Source organism: Terrabacter sp. P2_E3, from assembly GCF_056403915.1.
The window spans coordinates 13,211-37,158 of record NZ_JBFUEN010000014.1 but is presented as its reverse complement, the minus strand read 5'-3'; the positions used below and the strand labels follow the sequence as shown (position 1 = coordinate 37,158).

Here is a 23,948-nt window from a genome sequence, read left to right as displayed (position 1 = left end):
AACGGACCGCGTGAGACTCGTCCCACCACCTTTGCCCGGGTATGCCGCTGGGCCGGCCCCCCGTGCGGGAGCCGGCCCAGCGGCACATGTCGTGCTGCGTCGCGCCCTCGGCGCTCACTCCGTGCTCAGGCGGAGTGCTCGACCTCCGCGACGAGGTCGGTCTTGACCTCCGGGAAGTGGCACGCCTGGAGGTGGACGCCGCCCTCACGGAAGGTCCGGGTCGACTCCTCGGCCGTCGCCGAGACGAGCGGCGGCTCCTGCTGGGCGCAGATGTCCTGCGCCTTCCAGCACCGGGTGCGGAAACGGCAGCCGCTCGGCGGGTCGATCGGGCTCGGCACGTCGCCGACGAGGCGGATGCGCTCCTTGGGGGCGATGCCGCGCGCGACGTTGATGTCGGGCGCCGCCGAGAGCAGGGCCTGGGTGTAGGGGTGCTCCGGGGCCTCGTAGATCTTCTTCTTGTCGCCGTACTCGACGATCTTGCCGAGGTACATGACCGCGACCTGGTCGCAGAAGTGGCGCACGACGCCGAGGTCGTGGGCGACGAAGATGAACGCGAGGTCGAGCTCGTTGCGCAGCTTGGCCAGCAGGTTCATCACCTGCGCCTGGATCGACACGTCGAGGGCCGACACCGGCTCGTCGGCGATGATCAGCTTCGGCTCGACCGCGAGGGCCCGCGCGATGCCGATGCGCTGGCGCTGGCCGCCCGAGAACTCCGACGGGTAGCGGTTGATGTGCTCCGGGTTGAGGCCGACGAGCTCGAGCAGCTCCTGCACGCGAGCCTTCTCCTTGCCCTTGTGCAGGCCGTGCACGCGCAGCGGCGTGCTGAGGATCGCCCCGACCGTCTGCCTCGGGTTGAGCGAGGAGTAGGGGTCCTGGAAGATCATCTGCACGTTGCGACGGATGTCTCGCAGCTCGTGCTCCTTGAGGTGCGTGATGTCGCGCCCCTCGAACTCGACGGTGCCGCCGGTGGGCTCGTCGAGCCGCGTCACGAGACGGGAGGTCGTCGACTTGCCGCAGCCGGACTCTCCCACGAGTCCGAGGGTCTGGCCCTCGTTGACCGTGAAGCTGATCCCGTCGACGGCCTTGACCGTCGCCTTGACCATGCGCAGGCCCTGGACCTCGCGGAACGGGAAGTGGCGCTGGAGGTCGGTGACCTTGAGCAGCGTCTTGTCGCTCATCGGACTCCCTCGTCGTGCTGCAGCGTGGCCACGGGGTCGGCCAGGTGGCAGCGGATCTCACGGTTGGACAGGCCCGGCGTCGGGCGCCACTCGGGCAGCTGGGTCCAGCAGGTGTCGCCCTCGACCTGCGTCTTGAACTCGCAGCGCGGGTGGAACGAGCAGCCCGACGGCAGGTTGAGCAGGCTGGGCGGCGTGCCCTTGATCGCCTTGAGCTCCTCGAGGTCCTCGGAGTGCGAGGGCAGCGACTGGAGCAGGCCGTAGGTGTAGGGGTGCGACGGCTGGGCCAGCACCTCCTTGGCACTGCCCTTCTCGACGCCGCGACCGGCATACATCACGAGGATGTCGTCGGCCGTCTCGGCGACGACCGCGAGGTCGTGCGTGATGAGGATGACCGCCGAGCCGAACTCCTTCTGGAGGTCGTTGACGAGGTCGAGGATCTGCGCCTGCACCGTGACGTCGAGAGCCGTCGTGGGCTCGTCGGCGATGAGCAGCTTCGGGTTGTTGACGAGTCCGAGCGCGATCATCGCGCGCTGGCGCATGCCGCCCGAGAACTCGTGCGGGTAGGAGTTGGCGCGCCGCTGCGGGTTCGGGATGCCGACGAGGTCGAGCATCTCGACGGCACGCTTGAGGGCCACCTGCTTGCTCACCTTGTTGTGGGCCTGGTAGGCCTCGGCAATCTGTCGGCCCACCTTGTGGAACGGGTGGAGCGAGCTCTGCGGGTCCTGGAAGACCATTGCGGCCTTGGTGCTGCGGATCTTCTGGAAGGTCGAGTCCGGTGCACCGACGAGCTCGAGGCCGTCGAGCTTGATGCTGCCGGTGATCTGGGTGCGCTTGGGGTTGTGCAGGCCGAGCACCGCCATGCTGCTGACCGACTTGCCGGAGCCGGACTCGCCGACGATGGCGAGCGTGCGGCCCAGGCGGGCCTGGTAGGTCAGGTTGGAGACGGCCTTGACCACGCCCTCCTCGGTGGGGAAGGCCACCGAGAGGTCGTTGACGTCGAGAACGACGTCGCCGGCGTTGCGGGCTTCTGTGGTCTGGGTCGAGATGGTGTTGACGGTCGCGGTCACGAAAGCCTCACTCGCGGGTCGATGAAGGAGTACGCGATGTCGACGACGAGGTTCATGACCACGACGACGACGGCTCCGATGAGCACGGTGCCCATGATGACGGGCAGGTCGAAGGACCTGAGGGCCGCGAGGCCGCGACGGCCGATGCCGTCGACACCGAAGATCTGCTCGGTGATGAGCGTGCCGGTCAGCAGCGCGGCGATGTCGAGACCCAGGATCGTGGCGATCGGGCTCATCGCGGCGCGGAAGCCGTGCTTGAACAGGACCGTGCGCTCGTGGATGCCCTTGGACCGTGCCGTACGGATGTAGTCCATCGAGAGCGTCTCGATCATCGAGTTGCGGGTGTAGCGGACGTACGACGACGCCGTGACGAGCCCGAGGATCAACGCCGGAGCCAGCATGCCCATGAAGTACGGGCCGACTCCTGCGGATATCGAGGAGTACTGCGGAAGGACGTTCCACAGGATGACCGGGTAGAGCGCGACGAGGAGCGCGAGGACGTAGTACGGGATCGAGCCGAGCACCTGGGAGGCGCCGACGAGCCCGCGGTCGGTCGCGGAACCGCGGCGGACCGCCGCGATGATGCCGAGCGTCACGCCCACGGTCACGAACACCACGGCGGCCATCAGGGCCAGCACGACGGTGTTCGGGAAGCGGGTGAAGAGCTCCTCGTTGACGGAACGACGCGTCACGAAGGAGAAGCCGAGGCAGGGAGCACCGCAGTGGACGGTGTCACCGGCGTAGACGAAGTCGCGGCCGACGAAGAGTCCCTTGAAGTACGTGAGGAACTGCTCGATGAGGGGCTTGTCCAGCCCGATGCTCTTGGTGATGGCCTCGAGCCGTGCGGGGTTGCACTTGGTCTCGGGGCACATGGCCTGGGCCGGGTCGGCGGGGCCCGCGAAGAACAGCAGGAACGCCGAGACCAGGGTGGCCATGATGACGCTCAGGGCGAGAGCCAACCGCCTGAGGATGTACGTGAGCACGTTTTGCCTTCCAAACGAGGTGGGCGCCGGTGGTGGGGGCCCGGGAAACCCGGACCCCCACCACGGCTGTCAGTTCAGATCTTGCTCCCCCGGAGGGGCGCTGTCACTGACGACTTACTGGTCGAGCCACACGTCGGTGAGGTCCGGCATACCCTTGTTCGGGTTGTTGTGGACGTTCTTGACCTTCGTGCCGAAGACCGAGTTGCCCTTGTCGTTGTTGTCCGGGATGGCCAGGAGGTAGTTCTCCGTCAGCCACTTGTCCATCTTGCCCCACTCCGGACCCTGCTCCGTGATGGAGAGGGCCTGGATGCGCTTGATCTCGGCGTCGATCTTGGCGTCGGAGAAGTTGCCGAACGTCGTGCTACCACCCGAGAGGGCGATCGTGCCGAAGGTGGGCGGGATGATCGAGTCGGCGGACGGCCAGTCGAAGCACCATCCACGCGGCGACTGGAGCATGTTGTACTTGCCCTTGGGGTCGCTGACGATCTTGCGACGCTCGGCTCCGGGGACACCGATGTCCTGAACCTTGAAGCCGGCGGCCTCGAGCTTCTGCTTGCGGACCTGGTTGACCTTCTGGGCGATGTCGTCGTCGTTCGTGTAGTAGTAGATGAGCTCGAACGGCTTGTCGGGGCCGTAGCCGGCCTTGGCAAGCATGTCCTTGGCCATCGTCGGGTTGCCGTCGCCCTGGCCGTTCATCTTGACGCCCGGGACAACCTCGGCCGTGTAGTCGAGGTGGCCGGGGATCTGCGGCGGGATGATCGTGCTGGCGGGCGAGAACGAGTGCGTGGTCTCACCGCCGGCCTTGTGGATCGAGTCGAAGGGCCACGCCACGGCGATGGCCTTGCGGATCTCGAGCGGGATCTTGCGGGCGTCCATGTTGACCATGAGCACGCACGAGGAGGGGCCCTCCTCGAACTGGGCCTTCTTGTCGCCCTCGATCTGCGGGATGAGCGAGGAGTCGATCGGGTCCCAGTTGAGGCTCGTGGCGTCGTCACCGTTGGAGGCGAGGATGGCCGTCTGCGTCTTGATGGTGTCGACGCCCCACTTGAAGTGGAAGCCGTCGGGGTAGTTGTGACGCGCCGGGTCCGTGGCGGGGTCCCAGTTGGGGTTGCGCTTGAGGACCAGCTCGGTGCCCGGGGTGTACTTGTCGAACATGTACGGACCGGTGGCGAGCGGGTGCAGCTGGTAGTCGGCCTTCTTGTCCTTCGCCTCGGGGATCGGCGTGAACTGGTTGAAGGAGACGAAGTAGGGCAGCGTCTCGAAGCGCTTCTCGAGGTGGAAGACGACGGTCTTGTCGTCGGGGGCCTCGACACCCTTCCAGTTCTTGTCGCCCTTGTAGGGGCCCTGGTAGTCGGCGCCACCCTTGAAGAACTCGCGCTGGTACGTCGGGCCGTTGGCCGCTAGGTCGGGGTCGAACGAGCGCTTCGCGGCGAAGACGATGTCGGCGGCCTTGACCGGCGTGCCGTCCTCGAACTTGACGCCGTCCTTGAGCGTGAACGTCCACGTCAGGCCGTCCTCGGACGCCTTGCCGAGGTCGGTCGCGAGGTCCGGAACGAGGACCTGCTTGCCGTCACGGCTGACGTAGGTCGTCAGGGCGCGGTGCGTGAGCGAGAAGATGACGGCCGTGTCCTGGAAGAACTGGTCGCTCGGGTCCATGTTGGCGGGCGTCGAGGCGTAGGGCACCGTGAGGATGCCGCCCTTCTTCGCACCGGGGACCTCCGGGGCCGGGCCCTTGGCGTTGGGGTCGAGGGCGGCACCGGCGGTGTCGACCTTGCCGCCCGTGCCGTTGGTGCCACCGGCACCGCCGTTGTTGGCGGCAGGTGCGCCGCAGGCCGCGACGAAGCCGAGGGAAGCCGCGGCTCCCACGGTCAGGACTTTGGTCCAGCGCATTGTTGTTTGCTCCCTTTGTGCTTGTCCCGGCGTTTTGCCGAGAACATCTGATGACCGTGACCCGGTGGGGTCAGCGGCGGCTGGTGGGGTCGAACGCGTCGCGGATCGAGTCGCCGAGCAGGCTCAGGGCGAGGACGAGGAGCGACAGGCCGATGACCGACGGCCAGAGCCACAGGGGGTACGTGGCGAAGAGGTTCTGCGCGTCGGCGATGGTGCGACCCCACGACGCGGTGGGCTCGACGAGACCGGCACCGAGGTAGCTCAGCGTCGCCTCGTAGGTGATGTAGGCCGGCACGGCGATCGAGGCCGACACGATGATCGGGCCGACGAGGTTGGGCAGGATCTCCCGGAAGAGGATCGAGCGGGTCGGCACGCCGATGGCTCGGGCGGCCTGGACGAACTCCCGCTCGCGCAGGCTCTTGACCTCTCCACGCACGAGTCGGGCCAGACCCATCCACCCGAACACCACGAGGATGACGATGAGGACCCAGAAGCGGATCGTCGAGGTCTCCTCGGGGGTCAGGTCACCGCCGGCGGCGATGCGCTTCTGCATGATCGGGATGATCGCCAGGACGAGGAGCAGGATCGGCAGCGACAGGAAGAAGTCGATGACCCAGGAGATGACCTTGTCCGAGGCGCCACCGAGGTAGCCGCCGATGAGGCCGAGCGCCACGCCGACGACGGTCGACGCGAAGGCCGCGACGAAGCCGATGATGAGCGAGGGGCGGGCGCCGTAGGCCCAGCGGGCGAAGAGGTCGCGGCCGAGGCGCGGCTCGACCCCGAGCCAGTGGGCCGAGCTGGCCCCGACGGTCGGCAGGCCGTTGAAGTCGACGAGCTCGGTGTGCACGGTGCTCGGGTCGGCCTTCGCGCCGGTGATGGGGTCGACCGCCTCGAGCGAGACGAGGAACGGGGCGAAGATCGCCACGAGCAGGAAGAACAGGATGATGGCGAAGCAGATGATCGCGACCTTGTCCCGCTTGAGCCGGGCCCAGGCCACCTGGCCGGGAGAACGTCCGGTGCGGACCTCCTGGTGCTCAGGGGCGGTCGTCGAAGACGTCTCCTCGGATTCCTCGGTCAGCGTTGCTGCTGAGGGCTCCGGCATTGCGTTCAACGCGTTGTCTCCATCCTTGTGGGATCACATCCGACCCGGGGATTCGTCACCCGAGCCGCCCTCGGGAGCGCACCAGTTGATCCGGATGCCACCCCCGCCGGGACGACGTGAGCCTGCCACACAGTTTCGCGCTGTCCAAGCATCGAGACGTGCATGGATGACAAATCGTTACCGAGTACCGCGTCCCGCGACACAATGTCCGTCCACGCGCGGCGGGCCCGAAACAATCCCCGACCACGCACCGGCTGACACGTCCGCCGCTCACTCTCCGCGCGTGCGCCCCAGACGTCCCGAGAGCCATTCCCAGCGCGCCCGGAGGCGCTCCTCGAACCCACGGTCCGTGGGGCGGTAGTAGCTGACGGTGTCGTGGAGGTCGTCCGGGAGGTACTGCTGCGCGGCGACCCCGTCGGGCTCGTCGTGGGCGTAGACGTAGCCCTTCCCGTGGCCGAGGCGCTCGGCCCCGGCGTACCCGCTACCCCGCAGGTGCGCGGGGACGACGCCGCCGCGCCCCGCGCGTACGTCGGCGATCGCCTCGTTGATGCCGAGGTATGCCGCGTTGGACTTGGGTGCCATGGCGTTGTGCACGACCGCCTGGGCGAGGATGATCCGCGCCTCCGGCATGCCGATCTGCGCCACCGCGTGCATCGCGGCCACGGCGGTCTGCAGGGCGGTCGGGTCCCCCATGCCGACGTCCTCGCTCGCGGAGATGACGATGCGGCGGGCGATGAAGCGGGGGTCCTCCCCCGCTTCGAGCATCCGCGCCAGGTAGTGCAGGGCAGCGTCGACGTCGCTGCCGCGCATCGACTTGATGAGGGCGCTCGCGACGTCGTAGTGCTGGTCGCCGGCGCGGTCGTAGCGGACGGCTGCCTGGGCGACGGCCTGCTCGACGTGGGCAAGAGTGATCTGGACGGGGTCGTCGCACGTGCGACCGGCCGGCTGCGCGTCGAGCGCCACACCCGCGGCGGCCTCGAGAGAGGTCAGCGCGCGACGGGCGTCGCCGCCGGCGATCCGCACGAGGTGCTCGGTGGCGTCGGCGGCCATGGTGTGCGCACCGTCGAATCCCCGCTCGTCGGTGAGCGCAGCGGCGAGGAGCTCGGCGATCTCCTCGTCGGAGAGCGACTCGAGCGTGACGAGCACCGACCGCGACAGCAGCGGAGCGATGATGCTGAACGACGGATTCTCGGTCGTGGCGGCCACGAGGATGACGGTCCGGTTCTCCACGCCGGGCAGGAGCGCATCCTGCTGGGCCTTGGTGAAGCGGTGGATCTCGTCGAGGAAGAGCACCGTCTGGCGGGCGTAGAGGTCGCGCTCGCGCACGGCCGACTCCATGACCGAACGGACGTCCTTGACGCCGGCCGTGACGGCCGAGAGCTCGACGAAGCGGCGCTCCGCCGCGGTGGCGACGAGGTGGGCGAGCGTCGTCTTGCCCGTCCCGGGCGGCCCCCAGAGGATCGCGGACAGCGGTCCGGCGGCCCCGCCGGAGCCCTCGATGAGCCGGCGGAGCGGGCTGCCGGGGCGCAGCACCTTGGCCTGGCCCCGGACCTCGTCGAGGGTGCGGGGCCGCATCCGGACGGCGAGCGGGGCGACCCCCGCCGACGCGGGCTGCTCGCCGCGCTCGGCGGCGGAGGCCGCACCGAAGAGGTCCTCCGTGCTGTTCGACATCACTGTGGAAGGCTATCCGCGTGCAGAACCCCTCAGCGGCGGGCCCGGCGCCGCGCACCCGTCTGGCTCGCCTCGGTGCACTCATCGCCCGCCACCCGCGCACGTGGATCGTCGCCTGGGCCGTCGTCGCGATCACGTGCTTCGCCGTCGCGGTCGGTGGGGTCACCGGCGAGTCGCTCTTCGAGCGCCTGCACTCGGGTGTGCCGACCGTCGAGTCCGAGTCGTCGCGCGCCCAGGAGGTCATCGCCGAGAGCCAGCCGGCGCTCGAGACGCTGACGATGCAGGTGACCGGTGCCGACCTCGCTGACGCCGCGACGGTCGCGGCCGGGACGGCGGCGACGCGCGAGGTCGCGCAGGTCCCCGGGGTCAAGAGCGTGCGGTCGACGCTGCTCGCGCCGGGCGGCGTCACCGACCCGTCGGTGGCTCCCCTGCTCAAGGGCGGCACGCCGACCGCGGGCGGCTTCGTCACCGTCGTCGACTTCGCGCCGGGTCTCGACAAGGCGGCACAGGACGCGGCCGAGACCCAGGCGGAGGCCCGACTGCTCGGTGTCGCCACGGCCATGCACGCCCAGGGCTCCGTCGGCAGCACGAGCAAGGTCATCGAGGCCATCACGACGACGGTCGAGCGGGACCTGCTGCGGGGCGAGGGCATCGCCCTGCCGCTCACCTTCGTCGTCATGTTCTTCGTCTTCGGCGGCTTCGTCGCCGCAGGCATGCCCATCGTCGGGGCCGTCGTCTCGATCGGTGGTGCGCTGCTGTCGCTCTTCGGCTTCTCGCACGTCGTCGAGCTCGACGCGACCGTCGTCAACATCGTCACCCTGCTCGGGCTCGGGCTGTCCATCGACTACGGCCTGCTCACCGTCAGCCGCTTCCGCGAGGAGCTCGCACACCGGGAGCACGACGTGCCGACGCGCGCGGAGATCGCCCACGCGGCCGAGCGCACGGTTGCGACCGCGGGCCGCACCGTCCTCTTCTCCGGACTGACCGTCGCCATCGCCCTCGCCGGCCTGCTCATCTTCGAGGCGTCGATCATGCGCGCCATCGGCGTGGCCGGGGTCAGCGTCGTGCTCGTCGCGATGGTCGTGGCCATCACGCTCGTGCCGGCACTGTGCGTGGTGGGCGCAAAACGGCTGTCCCGCAAGGCTGTCGAGAAGCCGTCCGACGTCGGCCTCTTCTCTCGCCTGGCTGTCGGCGTGCAACGGCGCCCCGTTGCCGTCATCCTCGGTGTCGTCGTGGTGCTCGTGACGCTGGCCCTGCCCACCCTGTCGATGAAGCTGACGTCGTCCGGGACCGAGCTGCTCCCCAAGGACGCTCCCCAGCGGGTCTTCTTCGAGCAGCTCGACCGCGACTACCCGGCCCTTTCCGCCCCGGAGGTCACCGTCGTGGCCCGCACGGCCGACACCGCCGCCGTCACGGCATGGTCCCAGCAGTTCCGCTCGCGTCCGGGCGTCGAGGGTGTCGTCGTCCGTCCGCTCGGCAGCGGCGACCAGCGCGTCGACATCCGCGTCGCCGGGCGGCCCACCTCCGACGAGGCGCAGGACCTCGTGACGACGATCCGCGCGACGAGCGCCCCCTTCGAGACGCTGACGACGGGCCAGGCCGCCGGACAGATCGACTTCCTCGACTCGATGTCGGCCCGCGCCCCGTATGCCGTCGCGCTCGTCGTGCTCGGCACCTTCGTCCTGCTCTTCCTCATGACCGGGTCCGTCGTGCTGCCGGTCAAGGCGTTGCTGCTCAACGTCATCTCGCTCGGTGCCGCCCTCGGCGTCGTCGTGTGGATCTTCCAGGAGGGCCACCTCGAGGGGCTGCTCGGCTTCACCTCCGTGGGAGCCCTCGAGTCGATGGTCCCCTTCCTCGTCCTCGCGTTCGGGTTCGGCCTGTCCATGGACTACGAGGTGTTCCTGCTCTCGCGGATCGTCGAGTTCCACCGGCACGGCGCCGGCAACGACCGGGCCGTGTCGCTGGGCCTCCAGCGCACCGGCCGCATCATCACGTCGGCCGCCCTGCTCATCGTCATCGTCTTCGGCGGTTTCGTCGCCGGCGACATCCTCATCATCAAGGAGATGGGGGTGGCTCTCGTCGCGGCCGTCGTCATCGACGCGACCCTCGTGCGGATGCTGCTCGTGCCCGCGACGATGACGGTGCTCGGCCGGTGGAACTGGTGGGCGCCTGCACCGATGCGTCGCCTCCACGACCGGTTCGGGATCACGGAGTGACCACCGTCGTCGCGGCGCACGGACTCGACGGCCTGCTGGACGCGACCGGCGGCCATCCCTTCGTGCGGTGGGAGGTGACGGACGAGCTCGCCGCGACGTGGTGGGCCGCGACCGACGCCGTCGCCTTCCAGCGCACCCGCAAGACCGTGCGGCGCACCGTCAACGTCCTCGGCGGAGACGACGGCGTGACGGCGCTCCTCGACCACCTGCCGGAGATCGCGGCGACCGTCTCGCCCGACCGTCGCGCCTTCTCCGTCAGCGTGCCGCAGCACCTCGAGCCGCACCTCCGGGAGCGCTACCGCGTCATGGACGGCGGCGACTGGGAGTGGTTCCACACGACCACCGCTCCCGACGAGCACCCCTCGCACGAAAGGGTGGTCGTCATCGACGACGTCGCGCGCGCCGACGAGCTCCGGGCCTTCCTCGAGGCCCAGTCCCCCACCGCCGACACCGAGCCCGGCTCCGGCGAGCGGTGGTTCGCCGTGGAGGACCTCGACGGCTCCCTCTGCGCGGTGGCCGCCTGGGGCACCACCCGGGCCGGCGCGCCGCACCTGTCGTCCGTCGCCGTCGACACCCGCCTGCGGGGACAGGGGCTGGGCCGCACGATCGTCGGCGCCGTGACCCGCCTGGCCGTCGCCGAGACCGGCGTCTGCACCCTCGGGATGTACTCCCACAACACCGTCGCTCGAGGGCTCTACCTGTCGCTCGGCTACGACCGGCTGTGCGCCTGGTCGAGCCGCCCGGTCGTCATCGACCGCTGACCGGGCGGCGCACCGCGCTGCGCCGTCAGGCGAAGTCGGCCGCGGTGACGGTCCGGTCGGCGGGCTCCACGAGCACGACCCAGTTGCCCGAGTTGTCGCGGCACACCGCCTCGGTCCCGTACGGACGGGCCGACGGGGGCTGGAGGAACTCGACGCCCTTGGCCGACAGGTCGGCATACGTCTGCTCACAGTCGTCGACCGTGAGGCCGAGACCGTTGAGCCCGCCGGCGTCCTGCGCTCGCTTCATCGCGGTGACGAGCTCGTCCGGGAAGGGCGGGCCGGGGATGGCGAGGCTGACCTGCAGCTCCGGCTGGCTCGGGTGCACGACCGTGCACCAGCGGTAGCCGTCGCCGAGGGTGATGTCGTCCTTGTCCTCGAACCCGAGGACGTCGACGTAGAAGCGCTTGGACTCGTCGATGTCCTTCACGAAGACACTGACGATGGAGATGTTGGTGATCATGTGACCACGCTAGGACGGGTCCGCCGCCTCGGGCTTCTCCTGGGTTGCGGAGCCTGCGGGCGCGCTCTCCACCAGGCCCCACATGAACAGGACGCAGCCCGGGATGTGCGGCGCCCCGGTCGTGGCGTACCTCGCCTGGTACTCGCTGGGGCTCTGCCCCACGACCGTGCGGAACCGGCTGCTGAACGAGCCGAGGCTCGAGAAGCCGACGGCGTGGCACACCTCGGTGACGGTGAGGTTCGTGGCACGCAGCAGGTCCTGGGCGCGTTCGATGCGGCGGCGCGAGACGTAGCCGGCCGGCGTCACGCCGTACGTCGCGCGGAAGAGCCGGAGGAAGTGGTACTTCGACAGCCTCGCTTCGGCCGCGAGCGCGTCGAGATCGAGGGGCTCCGCGTAGTGCCGGTCGGCGTGGTCGCGAGCGCGGCGCAGGTGGACCAGCACGTCGTCGGGGGCGCGTCGCTCCATCGTGGTCACCCTCTCATTGTCGCCCTCCGAGCCTCAGCCGACGGCATCCGTCACGAACGTGCCGTTGACGGCGCGCAGCCGGTGCTCCCAGGAGGTCGCCGGCCGGCCGATGACCTTCTCGCTGAGGGTGGCCCGGGCACGGGTGTCCGCGGTCGCGTGCCGCTGGTCACGCGGCACCCCGTAGATCCAGCTCGCCTGCCCCTCGTAGGACGAGGTCTCCGACCGGCTCGACAGGTGCGCTCCGCCGCGAGTCAGGGACTCGTCACGCGACCACGTGATGGCGAGATCGCCCGTGACGTCGTACGCGCCGGCGACGTCGCTGCGCGGGTGGAAACCGAGGACACCGTCCTTGTCCCAGCGCTGCTCGGTGCGCTCGAGGGTCGGAGCTCCCCGTCCGTGCCCGGTCGCGACGACCTGGGTGTCGGTCCACGAAGCCGTCAAGGTGTCGTCGGCCTCGTCGTCGGTCCACGAGTGCCTTGACGTGTTGGAGAGACTGCGCGTGACCGTCGTCGTGACCGGTCCGCGTGAGGTGGACAGCGTTCCCGTGACGCGGAGCTCACGTCGCGCGTCGAGATCGACGTGGCCCGCCCGGTCCCCCGCCCCCGACACGCTGCTGTCGACGGCGGGGTCGCTTGCGTATGCCTTCCCGGTCGTTCCCGACACCACGCTGCGGGCCGCGTCGCGCCAGATGCGGAAGCGGGGCGCGAGAGTCCAGCCGCCCTGGCCTGCCGGAAGACCCACGACGGAGATGCGGACGTCGTGGGGCCGCCCGTCGTTGAGCCTCGCGAGGTAGGGCGTGAGGTCGTAGCCGAGCGGCGGGATGTCGAACGCCTTGGGCGAGGGGATGGTGTACCAGAGGAACGGGTTGCTCCAGCCGCCCGTGTAGACGACGGGGTAGGGCGCCGCGATGCCTGCGAGCTGCCCGTCGATGTGCACGTCGACCTCGCGGTAGGGCAGACCGTCCGGGCACGAGTAGCCCGTGCTCGCAGGGGCGCTCGTGTCCCAGAACTCCTCACAGCCACCGCCGGACCCGGTCGCGAAGACGTCGGCGAGCAGCCGGGTCGAGTTGCGCGGCACCATGAGGGACCCGACGAGGTCGCTGCCGTCGCGGGAGGTGTCGGTGAGGGGAAGGACGGCATCGGACGTCCTGGCCGCAGGCGCTCCACGCCCGGTCGTGTAGAAGTCGAGGTCGACCGTCACGTGGATGACCCCGGTGTAGGTGCCGTCGACGACGTTGCCGATGAAGGCCTGCACCTGCTGCGGGTCCGCCAGCAGCGGAGCGAGGTCCGTGACGTCCTTCTCGACGTGCCAATGGATCCCATCGACGCTCGGCTCGGGCGTCGAGAGGGTCAGCATCCGCACTCCCCCGACATCGACGTAGCCGATGCGGTCGAACTGTCGCCCGGCCACCGACCCCTCGAGCCGCATGACGACCTTCGACCACGGACCTGCGCAGCCGGCCGGCGGCGTGTAGGCCCTGGCGTGGACGTCGAAGTCGTCGAACGCGTCGTCGACGACGCGAACGGTGCAGTGGTGCGTGGCGGGTACCGGGACGCTCGGCTCCGGTGTGCGCGGGTCGTCCCAGTCGGTGCCGAACTCCTGTGGCGGGGTGGCCGCGGGCACTCCCGAGGGACTCGGCGCGGGCACGGCGGCGGACAGGCCCGACGCGGAACTGGCTCCGGTCATGGCGAGGACCGCACCCAGGAGGACCGCGGTGACCGGACGTCGACGTGGTGATCGCATGCCTTCGACCGTAGGACGGCCCGAGTCAAGGGTGGGCAAAGCACACGGCAGATGACGGCATACGCGTGGAGGGTCGTCCTCGCTCTCGCGACGACGACCCTCCACGGTCGGCTCCTGCCGGAGGTCAGCCCTGCTTCGGCTCGACCTCGGGGGCACCCTGCGCGGCCGGTGCTGAGGCCGCGGGCTTCGCGTCCACGCCGGCCTCCTTGCGCTGGGCGGGCGTGATCGGGGCCGGCGCCGCGGTCAGCGGGTCGTAGCCGCCACCGGACTTCGGGAAGGCGATGACGTCGCGGATCGAGTCGGTGTGCGCGAGCAGCGAGACGATGCGGTCCCAGCCGAAGGCGATGCCGCCGTGCGGCGGGGCACCGAAGGCGAAGGCCTCGAGGAGGAAGCCGAACTTCTCCTGGGCGTCCTCCTCCGACAGGCCCATGACCGAGAAGACGCGCTCCTGCACGTCGCGGCTGTGGATACGGATCGAGCCGCCACCGATCTCGTTGCCGTTGCAGACGATGTCGTAGGCGTAGGCGAGCGCCGGACCCGGGTCGGTGTCGAAGGTGTCGAGGAACTCGGGCTTGGGCGAGGTGAAGGCGTGGTGGACGGCCGTCCACGCACCGGCACCGACGGCGACGTCGCCCGAGGCGACGGCGTCGGCGGCCGGCTCGAAGAGCGGGGCGTCGACGACCCAGAGGAAGCTCCACGCCTCCTCGTCGATGAGCTCGCAGCGACGGCCGATCTCGAGACGGGCCGCCCCGAGCAGCGCCCGCGACGGCTTCGCCGCACCCGCGGCGAAGAAGATGCAGTCGCCGGGCATGGCGCCGACGTGCTCGGCGAGGCCGGCACGCTCGGCGTCCGTGAGGTTCTTCGCAACCGGGCCGCCGAGCTCGCCGTCCTCCTGGACGAGGACGTAGGCGAGGCCACGGGCGCCGCGCTGCTTGGCCCACTCCTGCCAGGCGTCGAGCTGCTTGCGCGGCTGGCTCGCGCCACCGGGCATGACGACAGCGCCGACGTAGTCGGCCTGGAAGACGCGGAAGGTCGTGTCGGCGAAGTAGCCGGTGCACTCGACGAGCTCGTTGCCGAAGCGCAGGTCGGGCTTGTCGGAGCCGTAGCGGGCCATGGCGTCGGCGTAGGTCATCCGCTGGAACGGGGCGTCGAGCTCGACGCCGATGAGGCGCCAGAGCGCCTGCACGATCGACTCGCCCAGCTCGATGATGTCGTCCTGCTCGACGAAGCTCATCTCGATGTCGAGCTGGGTGAACTCCGGCTGGCGGTCGGCGCGGAAGTCCTCGTCCCGGTAGCAGCGGGCGATCTGGTAGTAGCGCTCCATGCCGGCCACCATGAGCAGCTGCTTGAACAGCTGGGGGCTCTGCGGCAGGGCGTACCACGACCCTGGCGCGAGACGCGCCGGCACGAGGAAGTCACGGGCACCCTCGGGCGTGGAGCGGGTCAGCGTCGGCGTCTCGATCTCGACGAAGTCGCGGGCCCCGAGCACGGCGCGGGCGGCAGCGTTGACCTTGGAGCGCAGGCGGATCGCAGCGCCGGCCGAGCTCGCGCCGGGGCGCCGCAGGTCGAGGTATCGGTGCTTGAGGCGTGCCTCCTCGCCGACGGTGACGCGCTCGTCGATCTGGAACGGCAGCGGCGCGGCCGGGTTGAGGACCTCGAGCTCGCTGACGATGACCTCGATGTCGCCGGTGGGCAGGTCGGGGTTGGCGTTGCCCTCCGGACGCTCGCGCACCTCACCGGTGACCTTGACGCAGAACTCGTTGCGGACGTCGTGGGCACCGCCCTGGGCGAGCACCTCGTCACGCGCGACGACCTGGGCCACGCCCGAGGCGTCGCGCAGGTCGAGGAAGGCGACCCCGCCGTGGTCTCGACGCCGCGCCACCCAACCGGTGAGGGTGACGGTCTGGCCTGCGTGGTCGGCGCGGAGAGTGCCGGCCTCGTGAGTGCGGAGCACGGAGGGTCCTTCCGGGACGTGGTTCCCGCGGCACGAGGGCCGCCGGGGCTGAGCGAGGTGGTGAGCGAGTGTCGTGCGCAGGTGCCCGGCCGCTGGTCGGCCGTGGGCACCGAGGACCAATCCTAGACCGCCTGCGCCTAGGCTCTTCGCCGTGCAGCACTCCCGCAACCGCGACCTCGACGGCGTCCGAGGTCTCGCGATCCTCCTCGTCGTCGCCGCCCACTCCGGGCTGCCGGCGCGCTGGGGTGGGCTGTCCGGGGTGACGCTCTTCTTCGTCCTGTCGGGCTACCTCATCACGAGCCTGCTCATCCGGGAGTGGGACCGCTGGGGGTCGGTCAGCCTGTGGCGCTTCTGGGGACGGCGCGCCCTACGCCTCCTGCCCGCCCTCATCCTCCTGCTCCTGCTCGCTCCCCTGCTGCTCTGGGCGACCGGCGACGACCGGCTCTCGACCTACCCGACGGCGGCGCTCGCATCGCTCTTCTACGTCGGCAACTGGGTGCGCATCGCCGGCACGGACCTCGGGGTGCTCAACCACCTCTGGTCGCTCTCGGTCGAGGAGCAGTTCTACGTCGTCTGGCCGGCGATCTTCATCGTCCTCATGACGTGGCTTCGCAGCCGAGCGCTCGCCGTCGTCCTCAGCCTCGCGGCGCTCGCGACCTTCTACTCCGTCTGGACGGTAGGGAGCGCGATCCGCCTCGACATCTCGACCGAGACGAACGCGTTCGCCCTGCTGCTCGGCGTGGCGCTCGCCTTTTCACTGGCCGCCATACGGTCCCGTGGCTGGGAGCTGCCGGCCACGAGCCCGCTCGTCCCCTTCGTCGTCATGGTCACCGTCTCGGCCTTCCCCGGGCACGGGCTCGAGGTGGACCACCCGCTCTTCCGACCTCTCGGCGCCGTCTACGCCGTCGTCGGGGTGTGGCTCGTGTATGCCGCCGTGTCGGGCCACTCGCGCGTCGTGGGCTCCCGCGTCATGGTCTTCTTCGGCACCATCAGCTACGCGCTCTACCTCTGGCACCAGACGTTCATCAACAGCCGGCTCCTCGGTGAGCACACGACACCCCGCAACCTGCTGCTCATCGCGGCCGCCGTGCTCGTCTCGTGGCTGTCGTGGGTGCTCGTCGAGCGGCCCGTGGGTCGCCTGCGCGGACGCCTCCGCCTCGACCAGCCGTCACGCCGCCAGCAGGAGTTCGCCGACGCCCGCGACCCGCAGGCCGCTCCGCGCGCCACGCCCACGACGTAGGGCGGTCCGGCCGATCGTGGCCGCGACGCCCGCGGCGCGGTCTCCTCGGTCTACGCGGTCTACGCGGTCGGTCGCGCTCCCGCGCCCACCGCGTCAGCCGGGGCGTCCGGCACGTCGTGCTCCTCGACGCTGCGTGAGTCGGTGAGGGTGAGGGCGCCCCACGTGGTCACGACCCCGACGATGACGGCGAGCACGGCATACGTCACCCGCTCACCGTGGAAGAAGGACGACACGAGCTCAGGACTCCACGTGCCGGCCGGCAGTGTGGTCGTCACGAGCACGGCGACGAGGGTGCCCACGACGGCGGTGCCGACGCTCGTGCCGACCTCCTGGGCCGTGTCGTTGAGCGCCGTGCCGATCGACGTGCGGTTGGCGGGCATCGCCTCGACGAGGGCAACCGCGCAGATCGTCATGACCGTGCGGAGGCCGAGGGTCATGACGACCATCGCGACGGCGATGGCCGGGTAGCCGCGGTCGACACCCCAGGCCATCCCGATGAGCGCGACGACGAGCAGGCCCGCTCCGACGAGGCACGCGACCCGGTGGCCGAAGCGGCGGGCGAGCCACTCCGAGAGCGGTGTCGCGAGGACCATCGTCATGATGAGCGGGAGGTTGGCGAGCCCGGCACGCACGGGGCTCCAGCCCCACGCGTACTGGAAGTGCAGGATGAGGCCGAACATGACGCCGGCCATGGCGACCGAGGTGCCGGCCTGCGCCAGCGTGGCCCCGCGCACGGTCCCTGACGAGAAGAGCGTCAGGTCGAGCATCGGGGACGCGGCACGCCGTTCGTGGCGGACGAACCCGACGAGCGCGAGCGCGGAGCCGACGACGGCCGAGAGCGTGGTCGCCGACGTCCATCCGTGCTCGACGCCACTGGTCAGGGCGTAGCAGCCGAGCCCGATGGCCGCGATGCTCAGCAGGGCACCGGGCAGGTCCAGCCGGTCGGTGGTGAGGTCCTCGGGCCGGTCTGCCGGCACCCCCAGCCGGACGCCGACCCAGGCCACGAGCGCGATGGGGGCGTTGACGAGCAGGAGCCACTCCCAGCCGACGTGGGCGAGGGCCGTGCCCCCGAGCAGCGGACCGAGGACGAAGCCCGACATCCCGACGACGATCATGACGGTCATGGCCCGCATCCGCAGGGCCTGGTCGTCGAAGAGACGGAAGACGAGCGAGTTGGTGATCGGCGCCATCGCTGCCGCCGCGACCCCGAGGGCGGCGCGCAGGGCGATGAGCTCGCCCGTCGTCGTCACGGCGGCCACGGCGAGGCTGATGATCCCGAAGCCGGCGAGCCCCCAGAGGAGCACCCTGCGGCGGCCGAGCCGGTCCGCCGCCGAGCCGGCGGTGAGCAAAAGTCCCCCGAACGTCAGCGAGTAGGCCCCGGTGACCCACTGGAGAGCGGTGGTGCCGCTCCCGAGGTCGCGGCCGATCGTCGGCAGCGCGATCGTCAGGAGGGTGTTGTCGACCATCTCGACGAAGAAGGCGAGACAGAGCGCGAGCATCGGGATCCACGCCGCGCGGAGCGACGGATAGGTACGGGTCGGCGTCGTGGTCGTCATGTGCCGTCTCCTCTCATCGAACACCGTTCGACTATCGAACGTGGTTCGATGTTATAGAACGGTGTTCGATGAACGCAAGTCCGCCCGGGGATCGTGTGATGGGATGGGCACATGAGCCCTCAGCGACAGCACGTTGCTCGGCCCTCCCGCGAGGCTCGGGCCGTGCGTGAGCGCCCCGCACGGGGCCGCCGGCGGGCCTCGCACTCGCTCGAGGCCGTCCTCACGGAGGCCGTCGCCCTGCTCGACACGAGTGGCGAGCAGGCCCTGACGTTCCGTGCCCTCGCGGCCCGTCTCGGCGGTGGCGCCGCGAGCATCTACTGGTACGTCTCGAGCAAGGACGAGCTGCTCGACCGAGCGGCGGACCACGTCCTGGCCGACGTGCTCGCCGCCATCGAGGACGTCGGGGCCGGCGACCCCGTCGACGACCTCCGAACCATCGCCCTGGCCCTCTTCGACGCGATCGTCGAGCGGCCCTGGCTCGGTGCCTACTTCATGCGCGACACGGGCGTTCAGCCCAACGGCCTGCGCCTCTACGAACGGCTGGGACAGCAGGTCATGCGGCTGGAGCTCACTCCGCGCGAGAGCTTCCACGCGGTCTCGGCGGTCGTCGGCTTCGTCGTCGGCACGGCGGCCGACATGGGTCAGCAGCCACCCGAGGCGGTGCTCTCCGGCGAGGTCGACGGTGACGCGTACCTCGCCCGCTACGCCGCCCAGTGGCGCGCCCTCGACGCGGACGAGTTCCCCTTCATCCACCACGTCGTCGACGAGTTCGCCGGACACGACGACGCCGAGCAGTTCCGGGCCGGTCTCGACCTCATCCTCGCCGGGCTGCGCCTCCAGGCCGCCGGCTGACGCGTCGCGTAGGCACCCCCGGTCAGTCTCCCGAAAGGGGCCGGAGGTCCCGGGAGGCTTCTGCGGCAAGGCAGTCCACGGCTACGGCCAGCGCGGGGCTTGCCGTCATGGTGCTCCGCCAGACGAGGCTCACGGTGCGCTCGGAGATCGGGTCGACGATGGGGACAGCGACGACGCCCGCGGGGAGCGGTCCCCGGCCGAGGCGTGGCACGAGGGCGATGGCCTCCCCCGCCGCGACGAGGGCGACGTGCGTGGCGAACTCGAGCGCCACGTGCGCGATCCGAGGGGACCGACCCACGTCGGCATACATCTTCTGGAGCCACTGGTGGCAGATGGAGCCGGGCGCGACGCTGGCCCAGTGCTCGTCGAGCACGTCCCGCACGCCGATGCTGCGCCGGGCGGCGAGCGGGTGGCTCTCGTGGACGAGGACGTCCGCGCGGTCCCGGCCGAGGTCGCGCACCTCGAGGTGGTCGGGGATGGCGAGCGGCAGCGGCTCCCAGTTGTGCACGAGGGCGAGGTCGTGGGTGCCGGCCGCGACCGCGTCGACGGCGTCCCAGGGGTCGATCTCGTCGGGACGCAGGACGACGTCCGGCGCGGTCGATCGCAGGCGGCCGATAGCGCCCACGACGACCCCCCGGTACGCCGTGGCGAACGTCGCGAGGCGCACCGTCCCGACCGTCTCTCCGCTGTCCCTGTGGAGCCGGGACTCGAGTCGCTCCATGTCCGCGAGCAGGGACCGCGCAGCGTCGGAGAGCGTGCGACCGGCCTCCGTGAGCAGGACACCGCGCCCCTGCCGCTCGAGCAGCTGCACCCCCGTCTGGGTCTCGAGGCGCTTGATCTGCTGGGACACCGCGCTCGGGGTGTAGTCGAGCGCGGCAGCGGCGGCGCCGACGGAGCCGTGCGCCTCGACGGCGACGAGCGAGCGCAGCGCGACGGGATCGATCATGCAGTGATGCTACACAGTCATGGCCACGACAGTTTGATGGACGTGAACGGTGTGCGGCCGCCACGATGGGCACATGCGCCGCCGTGACACCGCCCTCGCCGTCCTCGTCGCCCTGATCTGGGGCACGAACTTCGTCGCCATCCGCACCGGCATCGACTCGGTGCCGCCGTTCCTCTTTCTCGCGGTGCGCTTCGTCGTCGTCTGCGTCCCCGCGGTCTTCCTCGTCCGGCGCCCGGGACTCCCCTGGCGCGACCTCGCCCTCATCGGGCTCTTCACGAGCCTCGGCCAGTTCGCCCTCATGTACCTCGCGCTGCACCTCGGCATGCCGCCGGGTCTCGCCTCGCTCGTGCTCCAGGCGCAGGTGCTGCTCACCGTCGTCATCGCGGCGGTCTGGCTGCGCGAGCGCCCGTCCACGGCGCAGCGCCTCGGCGTCGCCCTGGGCGGGGCGGGGCTGCTGACGATCGCGGTCGGACGCGGGCTGTCGGCGCCGCTGCTCCCTCTCGTCGTGCTCGTCCTGGCCGCCGTGTCGTGGGCGGTCGGCAACGTGCTGACCCGCCGGGCGGGAGCCCTCACGGGTCCGGGCGCCGGGCTCGGGGTCACGGTCTGGTCGGGGCTCGTCGTGCCGCTGCCCGCCCTCGCCCTCTCGTTCGTCTTCGAGGGGCCGACGGCCATCGGGGCGGCGCTGCAGCACCTCCAGTGGCAGGCCGTGGCCTCGACCGCCTACACGGCCTACCTCTCGTCGCTCGTCGGCTACGGGATCTGGAACACCCTGCTCAGCCGCCACCCCGTGGCGAAGGTGACGCCGTTCGCGATGCTCGTCCCGGTCTTCGGGATGGTCGCGGCCGCGGTCGCGTTCCACGAGCGACCCAACGCCCTCGAGCTGGCCGGGGGGCTTGCGCTGCTGGCCGGTGTCGGCGTAGCGGTGATCCGCCCCCGCGGCGGCGTGACGGCGCCCGCTCCGGCCGTCCCTGCCGACGCGTCACCCGTGCTCGCCGTCGACGTAGAGCCAGCGGCCGCCCCGGCGGGCGAAGCGGCTCACCTCGTGCAGCTCGCCCCGACGCGTGGCGCCCGCTGACGGTTCCGTCCAGTGGGCCACGAACTCGACGACGCCGTCGTCGTCACCGAGCCCGCCGCGCTCCGTGCGCAGCACCGTCAGGCCCGTCCACCGTGTGTCCGGGTCGAGTCCCACCCGCGCGGGGCGCGTCCGTGGGTGCCAGGTGCGCAGGAGGTACGCCTCGTCCCCCACGGCGAACGCCGCGTAGCGCGAGCGCATCAGCTCGCCTGCGGTCCCGGCCGGGCGGTCGCCCGCGTGGAGCGGGCCGCAGCACGCGGCATACGCCAGGTCTTCCGGGCCGCCCCCACAGGGGCACGGCCCCGAGACGCCTGTACCGAAGGCCCCGCTCACGAGCGCTGGGCGCGTTGGGCCTCGCGGGCGGGCCACGGCGCGTCGTGCGGCCGCAGCGTGGACCACCCACGCCCGCGCGACAGTCCGGCGGAGAGCAGGCCGACGAGCGTCGCCGAGTTGCTGATGCGTCCGTCGAGCGCTGCGTCGACGGCATCGTCGAGGGACACCCAGAGGGGCCGGATCCCGAGCTCCTCCGCAGTGCGTTGGTGGGCGTCGGCGGCGGCGACCTCGTGGAGGCCGCGCGCGAGGAAGATCCGCACCGTCTCCGGGAAGGCCCCGGGAGACGTGACGTCGTCGGCGAGGACGTGCCACTCGTCGGCCGTCAGGTCGACCTCCTCGGCGAGCTCACGCGCGGCGGCCTCCCACGGCGGCTCGCCGTCGACATCGAGCAGGCCGGCGGGCAGCTCCCACACGTGGCCACCGCTCGCGTGGCGGTACTGCCGGATGAGCAGCACGTGCGGGGCACCCTCGAGCTCACGCAGGGCGAGCACGGCGACGGCGCCGGGGTGCGTGACGAAGTCACGTGTCACGACACCCCCGGCGCCGAGGTCGACGCGCTCGCGCACGACGTCGAAGATGATCCCCTCGAACGGGGTCGTCGTCTCGACCACCGGCTCGGGGGTCCACTCCTCGACGAGGTCGGCTGCGGTGCCCCGCGGCGCGTCCAAGCTCACCCGCGTCTCAGTCGGCGTCCGGGGCGGCGCCCGACGCGGACACCGAGGCGAGCTCGTCGTGCCCGGTCCGTGCCTCGGCGTCCCGCTCGGCCTGGCCGGCGTCGACCGCGGCGCGGTGGCGCTCGACCTCGACGAGGCGCTCGCTGCGCTGGCGCTCCAGGGCGGCCCCGACGAGACCCGCGAAGAGCGGGTGTGCGCGGTTGGGGCGCGACAGGAACTCCGGGTGCGCCTGGGTCGACACGTAGTACGGGTGGACCTCGCGCGGCAGCTCGACGAACTCCACGAGGTTGCCGTCGGGCGAGGTACCCGAGAAGACGAGACCCGCCTGCTCGAGGTCGGCCCGGTAGGAGTTGTTGACCTCGTAACGGTGGCGGTGGCGCTCCTTGACCTCGGCCTCGCCGTAGGCCCCACGGATGACGCTGCCCTCCTTGAGGGCGGCCGGGTAGAGGCCGAGGCGCATCGTGCCGCCGAGGTCGCCGGCGCCCTCGACGAAGGCCTTCTGCTCCTCCATCGTGGCGATGACGGGGTGCTCGGTATCGGGGTCGAACTCCGTCGAGCTCGCGTCCTGGTTGCCGAGGACGCTGCGGGCGTACTCGATGACCATGCACTGCAGGCCGAGGCAGATGCCGAGGGTCGGCACCTGCTTCTCGCGGGCCCAGGTCAGCGCGCCGAGCTTGCCCTCGATGCCGCGCACCCCGAACCCACCGGGGACGAGGACGGCGTCGACGCCGCCGAGCGCCTTCTGGGCGCCGGCCGGGGTCTGGCACTCGTCGCTGGCCACCCAGCGGATGTTGACCTTGGCGTCGTGGTGGAAGCCGCCGGCGCGCAGCGCCTCGGTGACCGAGAGGTACGCGTCGGGCAGGTCGATGTACTTGCCCACGAGGGCGATCTCGATGTCGTGCTCCGGGTCGTGGACCCGCTCGAGCAGCTCGTCCCACTCGGTCCAGTCGACGTCGCGGAAGTTGAGCCCGAGCCGGCGGATGACGTAGGCGTCGAGGCCCTCGCGGTGGAGCACCTTGGGGATGTCGTAGATGCTCGGGGCGTCGACCGCCGCGGCGACCGCGGCGACGTCGACGTCGCACATGAGCGAGATCTTGCGCTTGATCGGGTCGGGGATCTCGCGGTCGGCGCGGAGCACGAGCCCGTCGGGCTGGATGCCGACCTGGCGCAGGGCGGCGACCGAGTGCTGGGTCGGCTTCGTCTTCAGCTCGCCGCTCGGCGCGAGGTACGGCACGAGGGAGACGTGCAGGAAGAAGCTGTTGTCGCGGCCGATGAGGTGGCGCACCTGGCGCGCGGCCTCGAGGAAGGGCAGCGACTCGATGTCGCCGACCGTGCCGCCGATCTCGGTGATGATGACGTCCGGGGCGTCCGGACCTCCGGTGGCGAGGGCGCGCATCCGGGCGACGATCTCGTTGGTGATGTGCGGGATGACCTGGACGGTGTCGCCGAGGTACTCACCGCGCCGTTCCTTGGCGATGACGTTGTTGTAGACCTGCCCGGTCGTCACGTTCGCGCTGCCGACGAGGTTGACGTCGAGGAAGCGCTCGTAGTGACCGATGTCGAGGTCCGTCTCGGCTCCGTCGTCGGTCACGAAGACCTCGCCGTGCTGGAACGGGTTCATCGTCCCGGGATCGACGTTGATGTAGGGGTCGAGCTTCTGCATCGTGACCCGCAGGCCCCGCGATCTGAGAAGTCGTCCGAGGCTCGAGGCGGTGAGCCCCTTGCCGAGAGAGGAGGCGACGCCCCCGGTCACAAAGATGTGCTTCGTCGTATCCACCACGGGCT

The 23,948-nt window shown here is 70.7% G+C and carries 20 protein-coding genes; 5 read left to right on the top strand and 15 right to left on the bottom strand.

Features of this window, described 5'->3' with window-relative positions:
• Nucleotides 1-125 precede the first annotated feature (125 nt).
• The 6 genes from AC1DW8_RS17815 to AC1DW8_RS17790 all read right to left on the bottom strand — a co-directional run bounded on the left by AC1DW8_RS17815 (nucleotide 126) and on the right by AC1DW8_RS17790 (nucleotide 7,891).
• Nucleotides 126-1,178, bottom strand: coding sequence for an ABC transporter ATP-binding protein (locus AC1DW8_RS17815; RefSeq protein WP_056776430.1), 1,053 nt, complete (start codon nucleotides 1,176-1,178; stop codon nucleotides 126-128).
• Nucleotides 1,175-2,245: an ABC transporter ATP-binding protein gene (locus tag AC1DW8_RS17810; RefSeq protein WP_056776428.1), complete on the bottom strand. Its 1,071-nt coding sequence runs from the start codon at nucleotides 2,243-2,245 to the stop codon at nucleotides 1,175-1,177. Before AC1DW8_RS17810 ends, AC1DW8_RS17815 begins: the two co-directional genes overlap by 4 nt.
• Nucleotides 2,242-3,228, bottom strand: coding sequence for an ABC transporter permease (locus tag AC1DW8_RS17805; RefSeq protein ID WP_235508745.1), 987 nt, complete (start codon nucleotides 3,226-3,228; stop codon nucleotides 2,242-2,244). Before AC1DW8_RS17805 ends, AC1DW8_RS17810 begins: the two co-directional genes overlap by 4 nt.
• A gap of 114 nt (nucleotides 3,229-3,342) precedes the next feature.
• On the bottom strand, nucleotides 3,343-5,118 hold the full coding sequence (locus tag AC1DW8_RS17800; protein ID WP_056776426.1) for an ABC transporter substrate-binding protein: 1,776 nt from the start codon (nucleotides 5,116-5,118) through the stop codon (nucleotides 3,343-3,345).
• A 70-nt stretch (nucleotides 5,119-5,188) separates the two neighbouring features.
• The gene (locus tag AC1DW8_RS17795; RefSeq protein ID WP_478095398.1) at nucleotides 5,189-6,220 is read right to left on the bottom strand and encodes an ABC transporter permease; all 1,032 of its coding nucleotides are present in this window, start codon (nucleotides 6,218-6,220) and stop codon (nucleotides 5,189-5,191) included.
• Between the two features lie 270 nt (nucleotides 6,221-6,490).
• Nucleotides 6,491-7,891, bottom strand: coding sequence for a replication-associated recombination protein A (locus AC1DW8_RS17790; RefSeq protein ID WP_056776419.1), 1,401 nt, complete (start codon nucleotides 7,889-7,891; stop codon nucleotides 6,491-6,493).
• A gap of 20 nt (nucleotides 7,892-7,911) precedes the next feature.
• Here AC1DW8_RS17790 and AC1DW8_RS17785 point away from each other — a divergent pair, with 20 nt between their 5' ends.
• Nucleotides 7,912-10,107, top strand: coding sequence for an MMPL family transporter (locus AC1DW8_RS17785; protein WP_478095354.1), 2,196 nt, complete (start codon nucleotides 7,912-7,914; stop codon nucleotides 10,105-10,107).
• Nucleotides 10,104-10,868, top strand: coding sequence for a GNAT family N-acetyltransferase (locus AC1DW8_RS17780; RefSeq protein ID WP_056776414.1), 765 nt, complete (start codon nucleotides 10,104-10,106; stop codon nucleotides 10,866-10,868). Before AC1DW8_RS17785 ends, AC1DW8_RS17780 begins: the two co-directional genes overlap by 4 nt.
• 25 nt (nucleotides 10,869-10,893) lie before the next feature.
• Here the strand turns inward: AC1DW8_RS17780 and AC1DW8_RS17775 are convergent, their stop codons facing one another.
• From AC1DW8_RS17775 to aspS, 4 genes are all read right to left on the bottom strand, one after another.
• A complete protein-coding gene (locus tag AC1DW8_RS17775) occupies nucleotides 10,894-11,328 on the bottom strand; it encodes a VOC family protein (RefSeq protein WP_056776409.1) in 435 nt (144 codons plus the stop codon).
• 9 nt (nucleotides 11,329-11,337) lie between these two features.
• The gene (locus tag AC1DW8_RS17770; RefSeq protein ID WP_056826921.1) at nucleotides 11,338-11,793 is read right to left on the bottom strand and encodes a helix-turn-helix domain-containing protein; all 456 of its coding nucleotides are present in this window, start codon (nucleotides 11,791-11,793) and stop codon (nucleotides 11,338-11,340) included.
• Between the two features lie 33 nt (nucleotides 11,794-11,826).
• Nucleotides 11,827-13,536 carry a peptide-N4-asparagine amidase gene (locus AC1DW8_RS17765; protein ID WP_478095353.1) on the bottom strand — a complete coding sequence of 570 codons (1,710 nt, stop codon included), beginning with the start codon at nucleotides 13,534-13,536 and terminating at the stop codon, nucleotides 11,827-11,829.
• Between the two features lie 124 nt (nucleotides 13,537-13,660).
• On the bottom strand, nucleotides 13,661-15,490 hold the full coding sequence (aspS, locus tag AC1DW8_RS17760; RefSeq protein WP_056776401.1) for an aspartate--tRNA ligase: 1,830 nt from the start codon (nucleotides 15,488-15,490) through the stop codon (nucleotides 13,661-13,663).
• A gap of 151 nt (nucleotides 15,491-15,641) precedes the next feature.
• Here aspS and AC1DW8_RS17755 point away from each other — a divergent pair, with 151 nt between their 5' ends.
• Nucleotides 15,642-16,730 (top strand): acyltransferase family protein, encoded by a 1,089-nt coding sequence (locus AC1DW8_RS17755; RefSeq protein ID WP_056776399.1) that lies wholly within the window; start codon nucleotides 15,642-15,644, stop codon nucleotides 16,728-16,730.
• Nucleotides 16,731-16,789: 59 nt separating this feature from the next.
• On the opposite strand, the gene AC1DW8_RS17750 is transcribed toward AC1DW8_RS17755, so the two are convergent.
• Nucleotides 16,790-18,286, bottom strand: a complete 1,497-nt coding sequence (locus AC1DW8_RS17750) for an MFS transporter (RefSeq protein ID WP_056776396.1) — start codon at nucleotides 18,284-18,286, stop codon at nucleotides 16,790-16,792.
• 111 nt (nucleotides 18,287-18,397) lie between these two features.
• On the opposite strand from AC1DW8_RS17750, the gene AC1DW8_RS17745 reads away from it, so the two are divergent.
• Nucleotides 18,398-19,138: a TetR/AcrR family transcriptional regulator gene (locus AC1DW8_RS17745; RefSeq protein ID WP_478095352.1), complete on the top strand. Its 741-nt coding sequence runs from the start codon at nucleotides 18,398-18,400 to the stop codon at nucleotides 19,136-19,138.
• Nucleotides 19,139-19,160: 22 nt separating this feature from the next.
• Here AC1DW8_RS17745 and AC1DW8_RS17740 read toward each other — a convergent pair whose 3' ends face one another.
• The gene (locus AC1DW8_RS17740) at nucleotides 19,161-20,084 is read right to left on the bottom strand and encodes a LysR family transcriptional regulator (protein ID WP_478095351.1); all 924 of its coding nucleotides are present in this window, start codon (nucleotides 20,082-20,084) and stop codon (nucleotides 19,161-19,163) included.
• A gap of 73 nt (nucleotides 20,085-20,157) precedes the next feature.
• Here AC1DW8_RS17740 and AC1DW8_RS17735 point away from each other — a divergent pair, with 73 nt between their 5' ends.
• Nucleotides 20,158-21,159, top strand: a complete 1,002-nt coding sequence (locus AC1DW8_RS17735) for an EamA family transporter (RefSeq protein ID WP_478095350.1) — start codon at nucleotides 20,158-20,160, stop codon at nucleotides 21,157-21,159.
• Here AC1DW8_RS17735 and AC1DW8_RS17730 read toward each other — a convergent pair.
• The 3 genes from AC1DW8_RS17730 to AC1DW8_RS17720 form a co-directional block, all read right to left on the bottom strand.
• Nucleotides 21,064-21,357, bottom strand: coding sequence for a YchJ family protein (locus AC1DW8_RS17730; RefSeq protein WP_056776383.1), 294 nt, complete (start codon nucleotides 21,355-21,357; stop codon nucleotides 21,064-21,066). The genes AC1DW8_RS17735 and AC1DW8_RS17730 overlap by 96 nt on opposite strands.
• A 128-nt stretch (nucleotides 21,358-21,485) precedes the next feature.
• Nucleotides 21,486-22,163: an NUDIX domain-containing protein gene (locus tag AC1DW8_RS17725; protein ID WP_478095349.1), complete on the bottom strand. Its 678-nt coding sequence runs from the start codon at nucleotides 22,161-22,163 to the stop codon at nucleotides 21,486-21,488.
• Between the two features lie 7 nt (nucleotides 22,164-22,170).
• Nucleotides 22,171-23,943 carry a CTP synthase gene (locus tag AC1DW8_RS17720; RefSeq protein ID WP_082619819.1) on the bottom strand — a complete coding sequence of 591 codons (1,773 nt, stop codon included), beginning with the start codon at nucleotides 23,941-23,943 and terminating at the stop codon, nucleotides 22,171-22,173.
• Nucleotides 23,944-23,948: the final 5 nt, after the last annotated feature.

What these genes read in the sequence shown, in the direction of transcription:
- AC1DW8_RS17815 (WP_056776430.1), bottom strand. Translation starts at nt 1,178, where the DNA reads ATGAGCGACAAGACGCTGCTCAAGGTCACCGACCTCCAGCGCCACTTC.
- AC1DW8_RS17800 (WP_056776426.1), bottom strand. Translation starts at nt 5,118, where the DNA reads ATGCGCTGGACCAAAGTCCTGACCGTGGGAGCCGCGGCTTCCCTCGGC.
- AC1DW8_RS17795 (WP_478095398.1), bottom strand. Translation starts at nt 6,220, where the DNA reads ATGCCGGAGCCCTCAGCAGCAACGCTGACCGAGGAATCCGAGGAGACG.
- AC1DW8_RS17790 (WP_056776419.1), bottom strand. Translation starts at nt 7,891, where the DNA reads ATGTCGAACAGCACGGAGGACCTCTTCGGTGCGGCCTCCGCCGCCGAG.
- AC1DW8_RS17775 (WP_056776409.1), bottom strand. Translation starts at nt 11,328, where the DNA reads ATGATCACCAACATCTCCATCGTCAGTGTCTTCGTGAAGGACATCGAC.
- AC1DW8_RS17770 (WP_056826921.1), bottom strand. Translation starts at nt 11,793, where the DNA reads ATGGAGCGACGCGCCCCCGACGACGTGCTGGTCCACCTGCGCCGCGCT.
- AC1DW8_RS17765 (WP_478095353.1), bottom strand. Translation starts at nt 13,536, where the DNA reads ATGCGATCACCACGTCGACGTCCGGTCACCGCGGTCCTCCTGGGTGCG.
- AC1DW8_RS17750 (WP_056776396.1), bottom strand. Translation starts at nt 18,286, where the DNA reads ATGACGACCACGACGCCGACCCGTACCTATCCGTCGCTCCGCGCGGCG.
- AC1DW8_RS17745 (WP_478095352.1), top strand. Translation starts at nt 18,398, where the DNA reads ATGAGCCCTCAGCGACAGCACGTTGCTCGGCCCTCCCGCGAGGCTCGG.
- AC1DW8_RS17740 (WP_478095351.1), bottom strand. Translation starts at nt 20,084, where the DNA reads ATGATCGATCCCGTCGCGCTGCGCTCGCTCGTCGCCGTCGAGGCGCAC.
- AC1DW8_RS17735 (WP_478095350.1), top strand. Translation starts at nt 20,158, where the DNA reads ATGCGCCGCCGTGACACCGCCCTCGCCGTCCTCGTCGCCCTGATCTGG.
- AC1DW8_RS17730 (WP_056776383.1), bottom strand. Translation starts at nt 21,357, where the DNA reads ATGCGCTCGCGCTACGCGGCGTTCGCCGTGGGGGACGAGGCGTACCTC.